This window comes from Amycolatopsis sp. MEPSY49, assembly GCF_051337345.1.
GTDB lineage: Bacteria > Actinomycetota > Actinomycetes > Mycobacteriales > Pseudonocardiaceae > Amycolatopsis.
In genome coordinates, this window is sequence record NZ_JBDLYJ010000022.1 from 14,943 (window position 1) to 31,847 (window position 16,905).

The 16,905-nt window shown below is 72.9% G+C and carries 4 protein-coding genes; all 4 read left to right on the top strand.

What is annotated here, in order from left to right:
- Positions 1-64 precede the first annotated feature (64 nt).
- The 4 genes from ABFJ78_RS47610 to ABFJ78_RS47625 all read left to right on the top strand — a co-directional run bounded on the left by ABFJ78_RS47610 (position 65) and on the right by ABFJ78_RS47625 (position 16,901).
- Entirely contained in the window at positions 65-3,055 is a 2,991-nt protein-coding gene (locus ABFJ78_RS47610) for an MGH1-like glycoside hydrolase domain-containing protein (RefSeq protein ID WP_436394125.1), read from the top strand.
- 585 nt (positions 3,056-3,640) lie between these two features.
- Positions 3,641-7,465 (top strand): non-ribosomal peptide synthetase, encoded by a 3,825-nt coding sequence (locus ABFJ78_RS47615; protein ID WP_436394126.1) that lies wholly within the window; start codon positions 3,641-3,643, stop codon positions 7,463-7,465.
- Positions 7,462-16,005, top strand: coding sequence for an AMP-binding protein (locus tag ABFJ78_RS47620; RefSeq protein ID WP_436394127.1), 8,544 nt, complete (start codon positions 7,462-7,464; stop codon positions 16,003-16,005). Before ABFJ78_RS47615 ends, ABFJ78_RS47620 begins: the two co-directional genes overlap by 4 nt.
- 23 nt (positions 16,006-16,028) lie before the next feature.
- Positions 16,029-16,901 carry a TauD/TfdA dioxygenase family protein gene (locus ABFJ78_RS47625; protein WP_436394128.1) on the top strand — a complete coding sequence of 291 codons (873 nt, stop codon included), beginning with the start codon at positions 16,029-16,031 and terminating at the stop codon, positions 16,899-16,901.
- The last annotated feature ends 4 nt before the right edge of the window (positions 16,902-16,905 follow it).

The following is a 16,905-nucleotide window of genomic DNA, read 5'->3' on the forward strand; positions in this document are numbered from 1 at the left end:
TTTACAACGTTGTAAATCTCTCACGGGAGGCGCGATGCGGCGGTCCTGGAGACGCACCCGAGGCGTGATCACCTGGCTGGCCACGGCCGCCCTGCTCGGCTTCCCCGGTGTCGCGACCGCGGCCGACAAGCCATCCGCGCCGGATGGCGGGACGCACTTCCTCGACCACGCCGCCGCCCTCGCCGGCTACGCCGATCCTGACTGGTACGAGGCGAACATCCCGTTCGTCGACCTGCCGGACGCGACCATGCAGAGCGTCTACTACTACCGGTGGCGGGTCTGGAAGGAGCACCTGCGCTACACCGACCCCGCCAACGGCTGGATCTCGACGGAGTTCCTGGACTGCTGCGGTTACGCGGCGCCCTACCAGGCGATCAACGCCGCCGCCGGGCACCAGCTGACCGAAGGGCGCTGGCTGCGCGACCCCGGCTACGCCCAGGACTACCTCCGGTTCTGGCTCACCGGCCCGGGTGCCGGCCCGAAGCCGGCCACCGACGACGTCAACGCCGACACCACCGATTGGGCGCACGAGTACAGCGTCTGGCTCGCGACGTCCGCCTACGGCCAGGCTCAGGTGAGCGGCGACTTCGCGCCGCTGCGTGCTTTGCTGCCGGATCTCGTGCGCCAGTACCGGGGCTGGGACAAGCAGTTCAACGCCGAGCTGGGCCTGTACTGGTCGGTGCCGGTCTGGGACGCCATGGAGTTCTCGGCGTCCTCCTACGAGTCGCCCGAGCCGTACCACGGCGGTGCCGGGTACCGGCCGACGCTGAACTCCTACCAGTACGGCGATGCCGTGGCGATCAGCCGCATCGCGGACTCCGTCGGCGACCACCGGCTCGCCGCCGAGTACGCCCAGCGCGCCGCCGGGCTCAAGGCGTCGCTGCAGAAGTGGCTGTGGGACCCGGCTCGCGGCTTCTACTACGCGATGCCCCGCGACGACAACCCGGACCACCGGCTGTCCGGCAGCCGTGAGCAGATCGGGTTCGTCCCGTGGATGTTCGGCGCGGCCGGCACCGGGAACGCCGGGGCGTGGTCGCAGCTGCTCGACCCGAACGGCTTCGCGAGCGCCTACGGCCCGACCACGACGGAGCGTCGCAGCCCGTTCTTCATGAAGGACGCCGGCAGCTGCTGCCGCTGGGACGGGCCGAGCTGGCCCTTCGCCACCTCGCAGACGTTGACCGGCCTGGCGAACCTCTTGGACGACTACCCCCGTCAGTCCGCAATGTCCAAAGAGGACTACGCCGCGGCGCTGGCCACGTATGCCCGCACCCAGACCAAGAACGGCAAGCCGTACGTCGCCGAAGCCCACGACCCGGACCGGGACGCCTGGATCTACGACGGGCAGAACCACAGCGAGGACTACAACCACTCGACCTACACCGATCTCGTGCTGTCCGGGTTGATCGGGCTCCGCCCGCAGTCCGGTTCCACTTTGGACATCCGGCCGCTGACACCGTCCACATGGGACCACTTCGCCGCCGAGAACGTGCCGTACCACGGGCACAACGTGACGGTGCTGTGGGACCGCGACGGCCGCCACTACGGGCAGGGCGCCGGGATGCGGCTCTACGTCGACGGCCGGCTCGTCCAGCGCTCGGCGACGCTGCGGAACACGACCATCGACGTCGGCCCGACACTGCTCCCCCGGTCCGACGACCTGGTGAACGACGCCGCGAACCCGCTGCGCACCGGCTACCCGCGGCCGATCACGTCGTACACGTGGACGTACGACAACGCGTGGAACGCCGTCGACGGCAAGGTCTGGTACAACGAGGTGCCGGAGAACACCCGGTGGACGAACTATTCGTCGCCGAACGCGAACGACTTCTACGGCGTCGATTTCGGTGCACCCACACCGGTTTCCGACATCCGCTGGCACGGTTACGACGACGGCGGCGGGGTCAGACCGGCCGCGGCTTACCGCTTGCAGTACTGGACGGGCTCGGCGTGGCAGGAGGTGCCCGGCCAGGTCCGCGCCCCGGCGACCCCGGTGGGCAACGGCGTCAACCGGGTCACGTTCCCCACCTTGACGACGAGCAAGATCCGGCTCGTGTTCACCAACCCGCCGGGCGCGTTCGTCGGGGTCACGGAGTTCGAATCGTGGACGCCGTCGAGCCCGGACGCCCGGATCGCCGTCGGGCCGGGCACCGGAGTCGTCACGGTCAAGGGGAGCACGCCGGTGACCGTGACAGTGCGGAACACGACGCGGAGCCCGCTTGTCGCTCCGCGCGTGGCGGTCGCCGTGCCGGCCGGCTGGTCGGCCGTGCCTGCCGGGCAGTCCGCCGCCGCGATCCCGCCCGGCGGGTCGCGGACGTGGACGTTCACGCTGACGGCCCCGGCGGACGCCGAGCCGGGCAGCGCGGCGACATTGTCGGCGACCGCGTCCTACCGGGGCCCCGACGGCCCGAGATCCACGCATCAGCGGCAAAACGTCCAAGTCGCCCACGCGGCGGGCCAGCACGACCCGGTCGGCGCGTGGACCCTCGACGAGGGCACGGGCACGACCGCCCACGACACGGCCGGCTCCCACGACGCCACCTCGACCGGCTCGTGGGTCCCCGGCGTGACCGGCACGGCGTTGCGGTTCGACGGCTCGGGGCAGTACGCGCAGACGGGCGGGCCGGTACTGGACACGACCGGCAACTACTCGGTGAGCGCGTGGGTCCGGCTGGACCGCACGGGTTCATGGGCGACGGCGGTCAGCCAGGACGGTGATCCGAGCAGCGGGTTCTACTTGCAGTACTCCGCGGCCGACAACCGGCTGGCGTTCTCGACCAGCTCGGGGCGGGCGTTGTCGGACGTGGCTCCGGAGGCCGGGCGCTGGTACCACCTGGTCGGGGTGCACGACGCCGATGCCGGCACGTACGTGCTGTACGTCGACGGGGTGGCGCAGGCCAAGACGTGGAGCCAGCCGACGGGTGACGCCGCACCTGGACCGCTCGCCATCGGGCGCGCGATGTCGGGTGGCCGGCAGAGCGACTTCTGGCCCGGGAGTGTCGACGACGTCGTGGTGTGGAACCGGGTTCTGACCGCGGCCGAGGTCGCGGGGCGGTAAGCCGGCCGTCCTCCGCTGGTGGGGAGGGTGCCCGCGGCTGGCGGGCATCCTCCCCGCCACGGGCTCCTCGCCGCCGGCGGAGCATTCCCATCCTGCGCCCTCTCCCGGCCGACATCCCTCCCCGCCACGGGCTCCTCGCCGCCCGCGGCAGCATTCCCATCCTGCACCCCGTCCCGACGGACATTCCCGCCGCCGCACCCGCCCGCCAGTGCGCGCGTTTCCCGGGCGCCGCAGCGGCCGCTGGTAGCGTTCCCCGCCGCGACCGCCGCTCGGCTTCACCTGGGCAAGGCGCGCATGGCCACAGCGTCCGACGGAGCCGGCCTGGCGCCGCCCCACAGCGGCCGGCCACCCTGCTCGCCGCGTCCACTGTGGACTCCCCGCCCGGTCCGCCGCCCCGGCCCGGCCACCAGCACAGCCGGGAACCCCCGGAAGGCACTTCCGGGCAAACTTCCGTCACCCCTCGTCATCACCCGATGGTGTGGTGTTAACTGTCCGGACAGACAGAGAGCGTTTCCCCGACCTCGGCTGCGACGGCACGACGCCGTACCGGTTCGCCCGCCGCCCCGCCAGGAAAGGCCGTCCTCGATGCGAGTGTCCGCCCCGCTGTCGTCCGGCCAGCAGCGCCTTTGGACCGTCTCCCAGCTGGACGGCGCCGGGCCCGCCTACAACGAGACCATGGCCTTCGCCCTCCGGGGACCCCTGGACTGCGAAGCGCTGCAACGGGCCTTCGACGCCCTCGCCGACCGGCACGAAGCCCTGCGGACGCGGATCGTCGTCGAGGACGGCCGGCCGGTGCAAATCGTCGAACCCGCCGGTCACGGCTTTCCTTGCCCCGTCACGGACGTCGCCGGGCGGCCGGACGTGGCGGCCGAACTGCGGCGCACCGATCCCTTCGAGCCGTTCGACCTCACGCGCGCCCCGCTCGCCCGCGCCCGGCTGCTGAGCGGCGCCGGGGCTGGGGTTGGGGCGCCGCCCCCCGGTTTCCACGTTACCGGGGACCACCGACAGTTCCCGGCCGGCGACCACGTTCTGCTGATCACCGTCCACCACGTCGTCTTCGACGGCTGGTCCCGGACCCTGCTGCTGCGCGAACTCGGCCTCCTCTACGCCGCTCAACTGAGCGGTACGGCACCGGATCTGCCGCCCGCGCGGCCCTATCGCGCCCACTCGGAAGCGCAGCAAGAGTGGCTGGCCGGCCCCGGTCCGGCGCCGCACGAGGCGTACTGGCGTGAACGGCTCGACGGTGTGCCGCCCGTGCTGGACCTGCCCGCCGACCGGCCGCGCCCGGCCCGGCAGGACTACCGAGGCGCGCGGGTGCCCGTCTCCCTCGGGCCGGACCTCGCCGCCCGGCTCAAGACCGTGGCGCGCGAGCACGGCGTCACGCTCTACTCCACCATCCTGACCTGCTGGTTCATCCTGTTGTCCCGGCTTTCCGCGCAGACTGACATCGTTGTCGGCGTCCCGACCGCCAACCGGGGCGCCGGCGGCGAGTACCCCGACACCATCGGCTTCTTCGTCAACACCCTCGCCGTGCGCGCCGAGCTGGCCGGCTCGCCCACCGGTGCCGCGCTGCTCAAGCAGGTGCGAGCCGCCCTGCGGGGCGCGATCGACCACGTCGAGCTGCCGTTCGAACGGGTCGTCGAACTGGTCAACCCGCCGCGCAGCCCGGCGCACACGCCGCTGTTCCAGACCATGTTCGCTTGGGTGCCGACCCTGCGCGACGTCCTCGAGCTGCCGGGCGTCACCGTCGAGTCGCTCGATGTCGAGCACGCGCCAGCGAAGTTCGATCTCGCCCTCGGCCTCGCCGACGAGGACGGCGACGTCACCGGGCACCTCGACTACGCCGTCGCCCTCTTCGACCACGCCACCGCCGAGCGGTACGCCCGCTACCTCGTCCGGCTGCTCGACCAGCTGGCCACGCGGCCCGGCGCCGCGGTCGCGAGCTACGAACTGCTGGACGACGCCGAACGCCGGGAAATCCTCACCTGGAGCACCGGCCCGAGCCCGCGCCGGCGCCCCGGCGGGCTGGTCGACCGGTTCACCACCCACGCCGACACCACCCCGGGCGCGCCCGCGCTCGGTTGCGACGGCCGGACCCTCACCTACGGCGAGCTGGACCGCCGCAGCACGAAGCTGGCGAACGCCCTCCGAGCCCGGGGAGCCGGGCCGGGCGACGTCGTGGCCGTCCTCAGTGGACGGTCGGTCGAGCTGGTGGTCGCCGTGCTGGGCGTGTTGAAGACCGGCGCCGCCTACCTCCCGCTCGACCCGGCCCAGCCGGCCGCCCGGCGGGCCGCGATGGTCGAAGACGCGCGCCCGGTGCTGGTCCTCGACGACGTCACGGCGCTGGAAGCCGACGGCGACGAGACCCGGCGACCGATCGCGACCAGCCCCGGCGAGACGGCCTACGTCATCTACACCTCCGGGTCCACCGGGCGGCCCAAGGGGGTCGCCGTCACCCACCACAGCGTTCTCGCCCTGTTCGACCAGTGGCTCGACCGCTTCGGCGCGACCCCCGGCGAGGCGACGTCGGCGTGGTCGAGCATCGGCTTCGACGCCTCGGTGCACGAACTGCTGCTCCCGCTGACGACCGGCGCCGTGCTGCACGTCGTGCCCGAGGACGTCCGACCCGATCCGGCGGCGCTGATGGAGTGGCTGCGGGAGCACCGAGTGGTCCAGGCCTTCCTGCCACCCGCCTACGTCCGGTGGGTCGACGAAGATCCCACGCGCGTCCGCGGGCTCGCGTTGCGGCAGCTGCTGACCGGCGTCGAACCGCTGCCGGAGGCCGCGCTCGCCCGGTTCGCCGCCGCCCTGCCCGGCCTTCGGATCTGCTTCGGCTACGGACCCACCGAAGCGACTCTCTACGCCACCGCGCACTTCGACCCGCAGCCGCGGGACCGGCCGGCGCCGATCGGGCGGCCGCTGCCCGGATCGCGGTTGTACCTGCTGGACGAGCGGCTGCGGCCGGTGCCACCGGGCGTGGCGGGCGAGGTCTTCCTGGCCGGCGACTGCCTGGCCCGCGGGTACCTGCACCGGCCGGCGCTGACCGCCGAACGGTTCGTGCCGGACCCGTTCATACCCGGCGAAAGGATGTACCGCACCGGAGATCTCGCTCGGTGGCTGCCCGGCGGCGAAGCCGAGTACGCCGGCCGCCGGGACGACCAGATCAAGCTCCGCGGCTTCCGGATCGAGCCCGGCGAGGTCACGGCCGCGCTGCTCGCCGTTCCCGGGGTGAAGGAAGCCGCCGTGCTGGTGGACCGCGAAGGCGAGCCGCGGCTCGTAGCCGGCGTCGCGGGCGGCGGCGGCCGGACCCCGCACGAGTGGCGTGCGGCGCTGGCCGGCCGGCTGCCGGACTACATGATCCCGTCGGTGTTCGCCGAGTTCGAGCGGCTGCCCCTGAGCCGCAGCGGCAAGCTCGACCGCGACGCCGTCCTGGCGCATGCTCGGACGAGCGCCCCGGCCGCGGTCAACACCACGGCCCCGCGCGACCACGTCGAGCTGGCGCTGCTGACCATCTGGCGCGACCTGCTGCTGCACCCCGCGATCGGCGTCTCGGACGGCTTCTTCGACGTCGGCGGCACGTCGATCTCGGCGATCAAGCTGGCCCACGCCATCGGCGCGGAGTTCGGCCGCGAGCTGCCGATCCGGGACGTCATCCTGCACCCGACCATCGAGGCGCAGGCCGCACTGCTGCGCGCCGACCGTCCACATGAGACCGGCAGCCTGATCGAGTTCCGCCGCGGCGACGGCGCGGCCCGCGTCGTCTGCGTGCACCCGGCCGGCGGCACGGCGTTCTGCTACCTGCCGCTCAGCGCCGCCTTGCCCGCGGAGGCCGGGGTGCTCGGGATCCAGTCCCCCGGGCTGAACGCCGGTGAGGAGCCGCTGCCGAGCGTCGAGGCGATGGCCGAGGAGTACCTGCGGCTGGTCGACCCGCGACCGGGCGAGACTCTGGTCCTTTGTGGACTTTCCTACGGCGGTCTGGTCGCCTACGAGATGGGTCGCAGGCTCGCCGGGCGCGTCAGCGTCGTCCTGCTCGACACGAACGCCACCGACGACCCGGCCGCGAAGGCCGCGATCGAACCGGTGCCCGCGGCCGAGTTCCGCGACAAACTGGTCCGCTTCAACGGGATGTACCCGGGGATCGAGGACGCGCAGATCGAGCGCTACCACCGCACGTACAACCACAACCGGCTGACCGCACGCGAGTACGACCCCGGCGAGACCGCGGCGCGAGTGGTGTTCGTGCAGGCCGTCGGCGAGGACACGATCCCCGGCAGCGCCGAGTTCTGGCGCCGCCGCGTCCGCGGCGAGTTCGACGTGGTCCCCGCGGACTGCGGGCACTGGGACATGCTCGAGAGTGACGCGTTGCCACTGGTCGCCAAGATCATTTCGGCCGAGCTGGCGGCCCGATGACGTCGATCGCCCGCCGCGTCCACGACCGCGCGCTGCGGCATCCGGACGCCATCGCGGTGTCCGACGGTTCGCGCCGGCTCACCTACGCCGAGCTGAACTCCGGTGCCGCGGCGGTCGCGGAGTCGTTGGCGCGCCAGGGAGCCCGCCCGGGTGACGCCGTCGCCGTCAGCCTCCCGCGTTCGGCGGACCTCATCCTCGTGATGCTGGGCGTGCTGCGCTTGGGCGCTCAGGTCGTGCCGCTGGATCGGCAAAGCCCGCCCGCGCGCCGCGACGTCATCCTCGCCGACGCGGGCGCGGTCCTCGTCTGCGACGAGCTGCCCGGCTTGACGCCGGCCGAGGCCGGCGTGCCCGCCGAGCCCGCCCCGGCGTCGTTCCTCTTCTCCACCTCCGGCACGACCGGCCGGCCGAAGGGCGTCGAGGTGCGCGACGCCGGGGTCCTGCGCCTGGCCGAACCCGGCTGGCTCGACATCGGCACGCGGTTCGCCTGCCTGGCCAACCCCGCGTTCGACGCCATCAGCTTCGAGGTGTGGGTCCCGCTGCTGACCGGCGGCACGTGCGTGATCCTCGACGACGACACCGTCCGCGACCCGCGGGCGTTCGCCGATGCCCTGGTGCGCGAACGCATCGACACGATGTTCGTGACCGCGACGCTGTTCAACGCGGTCGCCGAGACCGTGCCGGGCAGCTTCGCGACCGTGCGCCGGGTCGTCATCGGGGGCGAACAGCTGAACGCCCCGCTGATCCGCCGCTGGTACCGCGCCAACCCGGATTCGCCGACGCGGCTCCAAAACGGTTACGGCCCAACGGAAACGACGACGTTCGCGCTCAGCTACGCGATCCCGCGCGGCTTCGACGGCGACGTCGTGCCGATCGGCCGCCCGTTACCGGGCACCGGCGCGGTCGCGGTGACGCCGGACGAGCGCGTGGCCACCGAAGGCGAAGTCGCCGAGCTGTACCTCTCGGGGGCCGGCGTCGCGCTCGGCTACCGCGGCCTGCCCGCGGAAACCGGGCAGCGGTTCGTCCGGCTGCCGTGGCTGGACGAGGGCCGCGCGCGCTTCTACCGCACCGGCGACCTGGTCCGCGTGCTGCCGGGCGGGCGGTACGCCTACGTCGGGCGCACCGACCGGCAGGTCAAGGTCCGCGGCTTCCGGATCGAGCCGGGCGAGCTGGAGCAGCGGCTCCTCGCGCACCCGGAGATCCGGCAGGTCCACGTGGCCGTGCGCCGCGTGGCGACGGCCGAACTGCTCGCCTTCGTCGTGGCCGGCGAGCTGTCCTTCGACGCGTTCGAAGCACACCTGGCCGAGACCGTGCCGGCCTACATGCGGCCCCACCACGTGTTCCGCGTCGGCGAGCTGCCCCGGAACGCCAACGGCAAGGTCGACGAAACCGCGTTGCTGGCTGGTGGCTTCTCGCCGTGGCGGCCGGACACCGGCGGTGCGGCGACCGCGTGGGAGCAGGAGGTGCTGGACGTCGTCACCGAGACCCTCGACGTCCCGGATCTCCACCCCGGCGACACGTGGCTGCGGTCCGGCGGCGACTCGCTGAAGGCGTTGCGGCTGCGGTTCGCCATCCGGGAACGCTGGGGTGCGGACCTCCCGCCTTCCGTCGTGCAACGCGGGACCTTCGCCGACCTCGCCGCCGCCGTCGCGGCCGCCGAGCGGGCGGCGTACCCGGAACCGGGCCCGCCGACGAGCGCGGCCACGGCGCCGGCCACCAGCGAGCAGCAACGGCTTTGGCTGCTGCAGCAACGGAATCCGGCGTCCACGGCGTACCACGTGCCGCTCGCCTTCCGCGTCACCGGCTCCCCTGACGTCGACGCGCTGCGCCGGAACGTACGGGCGCTCGTGGACCGGCACCCGGCGCTGCGGACGGCGTTCGAGGCGGCTCCCGACGGCCTGCGGCAGGTCGCGAGGGCCCCGTACGACCCGTGGACCGAGCCTGCCGACGACTTCTTCACCGCGCCTTTCGATCTCGCGTCCGGCCGGCTGCTGCGCGCGGCCTGGCGACCGGACGGCACGCTTTTGCTGTGCCTGCACCACATCGCGGTCGACGGCTGGTCGCTGAACATCCTCTTCCGCGAGCTGTCCGGCGCACCGCCGCGGCCCGGCGCGCACACGCCGTTCGACTTCGCCGCGTGGCAGTCCCGCTGGTTCGCCTCCCCCGGCTACCGCGCCCGGCTGACCGACCGGTCCGACGACGCCGAGCCGCTCGGTGCGGCGTCCCTGGCCGGCCGGCTGCACACGACCCGCATCGACCGCGAGCGCGTCGACGAGTGGGCCGGCGAGCTGGGCCTGACGCGGTTCCAGCTCCTGCTCGGCGTGTTCGCTTGGAGCCTCTACGCGGTGACCGGGCGGACCCGGCCGCGGATCGCCGCCCCGGTGGCCAACCGGCCGGTGCGGGAGTTCGAGGACGGTGTCGGCATGTTCGCCAACACTGTTCGGCTGCCGCTTTCCGTGGATCCGGACGAGGACCTGGACACCCAGGTGCGCCGGCTCGGCGCGGCGTCCGGCGCGGCGCTGGACCACCAGGACGTCGCGTTCGCCGACCTCGACCCCGGGTATGCGGCCTTCGACTACCTGTTCGTCCTGGAGAACACCGACTTCGGCGCACTGCGGCTCCCCGGTTGCTCGGTCAGTCCACAGTGGATCGAGGCGGCCGAGGCCAAGTGCGCGCTCACGCTGTCGGTCGTGGAACGGCCGGACGGCTTCGACTGCCTGTGGGAGTACGGCGAAGGTTACTTCACCGAAGCCGAGGCGACGGCCCTCGGAGAGATCTTCGACCGGGCCTTGCACGGCGACGCCCGGACTCCGGACCGTCGCGACCACGGCCGTGGTGCTGTGGCGGAGCTGACGTGGGAAACCGTGGCGGACGGCTTCGCGCGGCAAGTCGCCCGCACGCCCGACGCCCCGGCGCTGACCGGCGACACGACGCTGACCTACGCCGAACTGGACGCGCACGCGGCCCGGCTCGCGGCCACCCTGCCCGCCGACGCGACCGACATCGCGCTGTACTTCCGGCCGTCGGCCGAGCACGTCGTCGCGCTGCTCGCGCTCGCCCGGCTGAACATCACCGCCGTGCCCCTGGATCCCGCGTACCCGCCGGACCTGCTGCGCGCCATGCTCGACCGGGTGCGGCCGCGCTGCGTGCTGCTCGCCCCGGGGGAAACGTTCGAGACCGACGTCGAGCAGCGGTTCGTGACGCTCACCGGCGGGCCGGTGCCGGACGTCCCGGCCCGGCACGCCGGACGTCCGCTCTACACGCTGTTCACTTCGGGCTCGACCGGCGTGCCGAAGGGCGTGCGCGTCCCGGACCGCACCCTGGCCAACCTGCTGCAGTGGCAGGACGCACCACCCGCGGCGACGCAGCAGTTCTCGATGCTGTCGTTCGACGTGTCGTTCCAAGAGATCTTCACGACCCTCTGCGGCGGCGGCCGGCTGCACCTGATCCGCCCGGAATGGCGGCACGACGTCCCGGCGCTGCTGGCGCAGCTGGACACGGCCGGAATCGAACGGATCTTCCTGCCGTACGTGGCTTTGCAGCTGCTGGCCGAGCACGGCGTCCGCCTCGGACGCCACCCCGCGCGGCTGCGGGACGTGATCACCGCCGGCGAACAGCTGGTGTGCACCCCCGCGATCCGACGCTGGTTCGCCGGGCTGTCCGGAGCGCGGCTGCACAACCACTACGGGCCGACCGAAACGCACGTCGTCAGCGCGCTGACCCTCGACGGCGATCCGGCTTCGTGGCCCGAGCGGCCCGCCATCGGCCGTCCGGTGGCGAACGCGGTCCTGCGCGTCGCCGACGCGGCGGGCGCGCCGCTGCCGCCGGGGCAGGTCGGCGAGCTGCTCATCGGGGGTCTCGCGGCGAACCGCTGCTACCTCGGCGAAGCTGCTCCGGAGAAGTTCGCCGAACTGCCGGAGCTGTACTACCGCACCGGCGACCTCGTGCACTTCGACCGCACCGGGCTGCTGCACTTCGACGGCCGCGCCGACCGGCAGGTCAAGCTCAGCGGGCACCGCCTCGAACTCGGGCAGGTCGAAGCGGCGCTGCTGCGGCATCCCGACGTCGTCAACGCGGTCGTCACGGTCCAGGGTGACCGGCTGGCCGCGTTCCTGGAGTGCCGCCGGACGCCTTCCGCGGCGGAGCTGGCGGATTTCCTGGTGCCGCTGCTGCCGCCGCACGCGCGGGTCGACCGCTTCCGCGTCGTGGCCGCGCTGCCGCGCACACCCAGCGGGAAGCTCGATCGGGACGCGGCGTCCCGGACGCCGGGGACGGACCTGCATCGGGCGGCCACCCAGCCGTCGAGCGAGCTGGCGGGCCTGTTCGAGGAGGTGACCGGCGCGCCGATCGGTCCCGACGAGACGTTCTTCGCCGCCGGCGCCAGTTCGCTGTCACTGATGCGGTTCCACCTGCGTTGCGCGGAAGCGGGCTACCGGTTCACCGTGGCGGACCTCTTCGAGCACGTCACCCTCCGGGACCTGACGCGACACCTCGAGAGCGGCCCGGCCGCGGCGACGTCGTCTTCCCGGCTCGCGGCCGACGAGCCGGTGGCCGTCGTCGGCATGGCGGTGCGGCTGCCCGGCGCGCGGGACCTGGCGGCGTTCTGGGATCTGGTCGTTTCCGGCCGCCGGGGCATCGAGGAGTTCCCGGCCGCCGAGGGCCTGGTCGGCGCGCGCAGCCTCCTGGACGATCCGCTGGCGTTCGACCCGTCGTATTTCGGCGTCAGCGACCGGGACGCGGCGCTGATGGACCCGCAGCAGCGGCAGTTGCTGATGGCGTGCGTGGAGGCCCTCTCCCACGCCGGGATCACCTCGGGCACCGGCGTCGGGCTGATCGCGGGCTGCGGGGAGAACACGTACTTCCAGCAGCTGCTGCGCGAAGCCGACCCGGCCGCGCTGCCGGACGGCTTCCAGCTGGCCCTGCACCACGAGAAGGACTTCCTGGCGACGAAGGTGGCCTACCACCTCGACCTGACCGGCCCCGCGCTGACGACCCAGACGGCGTGCTCCAGCTCGCTGGTGGCCGTCCACCAGGCGGCGGCGATGCTGCGCGGCGGCGAGGCGGAGGTGATGCTGGCGGGCGGCGTGCTCGTCGACGTCACCCTCGCCGAGGGGTACCGGTACCGGCCGCAGCACATCTTCTCGGCGGACGGGCACTGCCGGCCGTTCAGCGACGACGCGGACGGCACGGTGGGCGGCAGCGGCGTCGGCGTGGTGGTGCTGAAGCCGCTTTCGGCGGCTCGCCGGGACGGCGACACGGTGTACTCGGTGATCACGGGCTCGGCGCTGACCAACGACGGCGCGGTGAAGCAGGGCTACAGCGCCCCGTCCCCGGCCGGGCAGCGCGCGGCCATCCGCGCGGCGCTTCGGCGGGCCGGGCGGTCGGGTGCGGACGTCGGGTACGTGGAGACGCACGGAACGGGAACCCGCCTCGGCGACCCGATCGAGGTGGCGGCCCTGCGCGAGGCGATGCCCGACGTCTCCGCGTGCGCGCTTTCTTCGGTGAAGAGCCAAATCGGCCACCTCGGCGCGGCGGCGGGTGTGGTGGGGCTGATCCGCGCGACGTTGGCGGTGCACCACGGGGTGGTGCCGCCGACGGTGGATTTCCGGGCCGCGAACCCGGCGCTGGAGCTGGGGCCGTTCCGGGTGCCGACGTCCGCCGAGCCGTGGCCGGCGGGCCCGCGGGTGGCGGGGGTGAGCAGCTTCGGCATCGGGGGGACGAACGCCCACGTGGTGCTGGAGTCGGTCCGCCCGGTGCCGCCGGCACGCCTGGATCCGGTGCGGTGCCTGGTGCTTTCGGCTCGTAGTGCTGAGGCGTTGCGGCTGGAAGCGGGCCGGGTGGCGGCGTATTTGACGGCGCACCCGGAGTCCTATGTGGACGTGCTGCGGCACTTGCAGTCGGGCAGGCCGGAGGGTCGTTGGCGCCTGGCGGCGGCCTGCGAGGACGCAGCGGCGGCATTCGAGTGGCTCCGCACGGCCGAGCCCCGAGAGGTGCCCGACGCTGCCGGACCGCGGGGGGTCGGGCGGGGTGGCCGCGGCTCCGTCGATGACGTGAATGACTCATTCATGTCGCCAGGCGACATGAATGAGTCATTCACTACACCAGCGCCGCTGCCTCCTGCCGAGCCGACCACCGCGCCTTCACCAGACCCGGCCGAGTTGGTGGCCGCTTGGCTGGCCGGCACTTCCGTCGACTGGGGCCAATCCCCCGCTCCCGCACCGTGGGACTTTCCCCCGCCTGCCTTCGACGCGCGCGACTTCGACTTCCCCCGAAAAGCCGCCGTCACCCGACGCCCCGAGGGCGAGTGGCTGCACCAACCCACCTGGGTCCGCCTCCGCCGGGCGACAACCGTCAACCACAAAGCGAATCGCATCCTCGTCATCTCCGGCGAAGGCCAGCTCACCGCCCCCGCTCTCGACGCCGCCTACCCGCGCGTCGTCCGAGTCCACGCCGCAGACCACTTCGCCCGCCGAAGCCCCGACACCTTCGAAGCCGACCCGGCCGACACCACTCACCTCCGTCAGGTCCTGGAAGCCCTGCCGGACACCGAAATCGACTGGCTCCACGCCCTCCCCCTCGGCATCACCGGACCCGTCGGCGAAAAGTCCCTGAACCGAGCGAAATGGGCGTGCCTCGACACCCCCGCCGCCCTCCTGCGAGCCGCCCATGACCGTCCACTGAGGACGTGGTGGCTCTCCACCGGGGCCGCGCCCGCGAACACCGCCGTCACGCGCCCCGAAGCCGGGCTGCTCGCCGGGATCACCGCCGTCGGCCCTCAGGAAGCCGGCCTGCCCGGTCACTGGGTCGACCTCGAACACCCCGACCTGGACGAAACCGCCGACCTGCTCACCGGCCCCACCCCGCCGCAGCGGGTCGCCCGCCGCAACGGGTTCTGGTGGACGCAGGACACCGCACCGGTCACGTTCGGAGAGCCCGAACCGGCGGCCGACGGGACCTACCTCGTCCTCGGCGGCACGGGCGGCATCGGGACCGCCGTCGCCGAAGAGCTGCTGACCCGCACCACCGGCCGCGTCATCCTGCTGGCCCGCCACCCGCGACTACCCGAAGCGCTCAAGCCGTGGGCGGACCGCGTCGACCTGCTCGCCGCCGACCTCACGAAGATCACCGCCGACGAGGTCCCCGGTCCGCTCACCGGGATCGTGCACGCGGCCGGGGCACCGGCCGGCGGCCTGATCGCCACCCGGGGCGAAGGCACCCAAGACGTCAAACTCGCCGGCGCCCTCCTCGTGGAAGAGCTCATCGAACGCCACCAGCCGGAATTCGCCGTCTACTGCTCGTCGCTGTCCGCGCAGTTCGGCGGCACCGGTCAGCTGGACTACGCCGCCGCCAACGGGTTCCTCGACGCCCTCGCCCACCGCGACGGCCCGACCGTCCGGCTCTCGATCGCCTGGGACGTCTGGCGCGACAGCGGCATGGCCGTCACGGCCCTGGAAACCGACGCCCGGCACCAAGCCCACCTGGCGGTCGGCCTGACCGACGACGAGGGCCGCCGCACCTTCGCCCGCGCTTTGGCGACGGGCCTCCCGCAGCTCCTGGTCGCGACGACCGGCCTCGACAACGCCCGGGCGTTCCACGACCGCGAAGCTCCACCAAAGGCGGCGAAACCGGCCGAAGCGGACCTGACCGAGGAAGTCCGCGCCCTCCTGGGTGTCGCCGAACTCGATCCGGACGTGCCGCTCTACGACCTCGGCGCCGACTCCCTGACCCTGCTGGACGTCGTCGACTCGGTGAAGCGCCTCTACGGCGTCGACCTCGACCTCGCGTGGCTCGGCCCGGAGGTGACGATGGCCGCGTTGCTGGCCAAGCTCTCCGAAGCCGCCGGCACCGGCGACGTCGAGGTGCAGGTCTGGCGCGAAGGGACGACCGCGGAGGTCGTCTGCCTCGTGCACCCGGTCGGCGGGGACGTCCACGCCTACCGCCCGCTCGTCGACGCCCTGCCGCCGGAGCTCGGTGTCTGCGTGATCGCCGACCCCGCGTTGAGCCGCCCCGAACCACCGGGTTGGTCCATCACGGACCGCGCCCGCCGCTACCACGCGGCGCTGGAAAAACGCTTCCCCGGCAAGGAAAAGCAGCTGGCCGGGTGGTCGTTCGGCGCCTGGGTCGCGGCCGGCATGGCCGCCGAAGCCGAGGCGGCCGGACAGCCCGTGCGGGCACTGCACCTCATCGACCCGCCACCGCCCGGCGCGAGCGCGGCGGACTACAGCGACGCCCAGCTGGAGACGGTCTTCGAGCGCGAGCTGGGCGCTTCCGGCGGCACCGCCGGCGAGCACGCGCAGAAGCTCGCCCGCGCGTGCCGGGCCAACCTGCGCAGCATGACCGGGCACGAACTGCCCCGCCTGACCGCGACACCCAGCCACGTCTGGCTGGCCGCCGAACCCGAACCCGGCCTGCCGGTGGCCGACCGCGCCGGCTGGCGCCCCCTGCTGCCCGAACCGAGCCACTGGCACGACCTGCCCGCCACCCACTACGGCATCGTGCGCGCCCCGCACGTCACCGCGGTGGCCGCCGCCATCGGACTGTGAGACCCACAGACGGAAAGGAAACCATGGAGCAGTACGAACTCGACGCCGTCAAGCGGATCACGACGCGGCCGGCACGCGACTACCGGACCCTGGACGTGCGCGGCCTGACCCCGGTCATCGGCGCCGAAGTCACCGGCCTCGACCTGACCCGGGAGCTGACCGACGAGCAGCTGACCGAGCTCAAGACGGCGTTCCTGGACCACCACGTGCTGGTGTTCCGCGACCAGGACATCACACCGGACGACCACCAGCGCCTGGCCGCGAATTTCGGCGAGCTGCGGCCGGTGAACCCGCCGCCCGAGCACGGGAACCCCTACATCCTCGAGGTCGCGACCGCCCCGGAGGCGGCCACCGTGTTCGGCAACGGCTGGCACGCCGACGGCACCGCCGACGAGGAGCCGTCGCTCGGTTCGATGCTGCACATCACGGAGATGCCGGCGCCGGGCAGCGGCGGCGACACGCTCTTCGCGAACATGCACCTCGCGTACGACATGCTTTCGCCCAAGCTGAAGGAGTTCCTGACCGGGCTCACCGCGATCCACGACGGCGCGCACGCCTTCCGCGGCCACAAGATCCCGGACGGCTACGAGCCCCCGGTCAGCGAGCACCCGGTGGTCGTGCGGCACCCGGAGACCGACCGGCCGCTGCTGTACGTCAACCCGGCCTACACCTCGCGCATCCCGCAGCTGTCGGCCGACGAAAGCCAGGCGGTGCTCGACCTGCTGTTCTCGGTCGTGCCGAACCGGCCGATGCTCGCGTGCCGCGTGCGCTGGGAGCCGAACACGCTGGTGTTCTGGGACAACCGCTGCGTCCAGCACCACGCGACCTACGACTACTACCCGCACACCCGCTTCGGTCACCGCGTCGCCATCAACGGCGGCCCGCTCAAAGGCTGACAGG

Coding starts and splice junctions, on each gene's coding strand:
- ABFJ78_RS47615 (WP_436394126.1), top strand. CDS start 3,641: ATGCGAGTGTCCGCCCCGCTGTCGTCCGGCCAGCAGCGCCTTTGGACC.
- ABFJ78_RS47620 (WP_436394127.1), top strand. CDS start 7,462: ATGACGTCGATCGCCCGCCGCGTCCACGACCGCGCGCTGCGGCATCCG.
- ABFJ78_RS47625 (WP_436394128.1), top strand. CDS start 16,029: ATGGAGCAGTACGAACTCGACGCCGTCAAGCGGATCACGACGCGGCCG.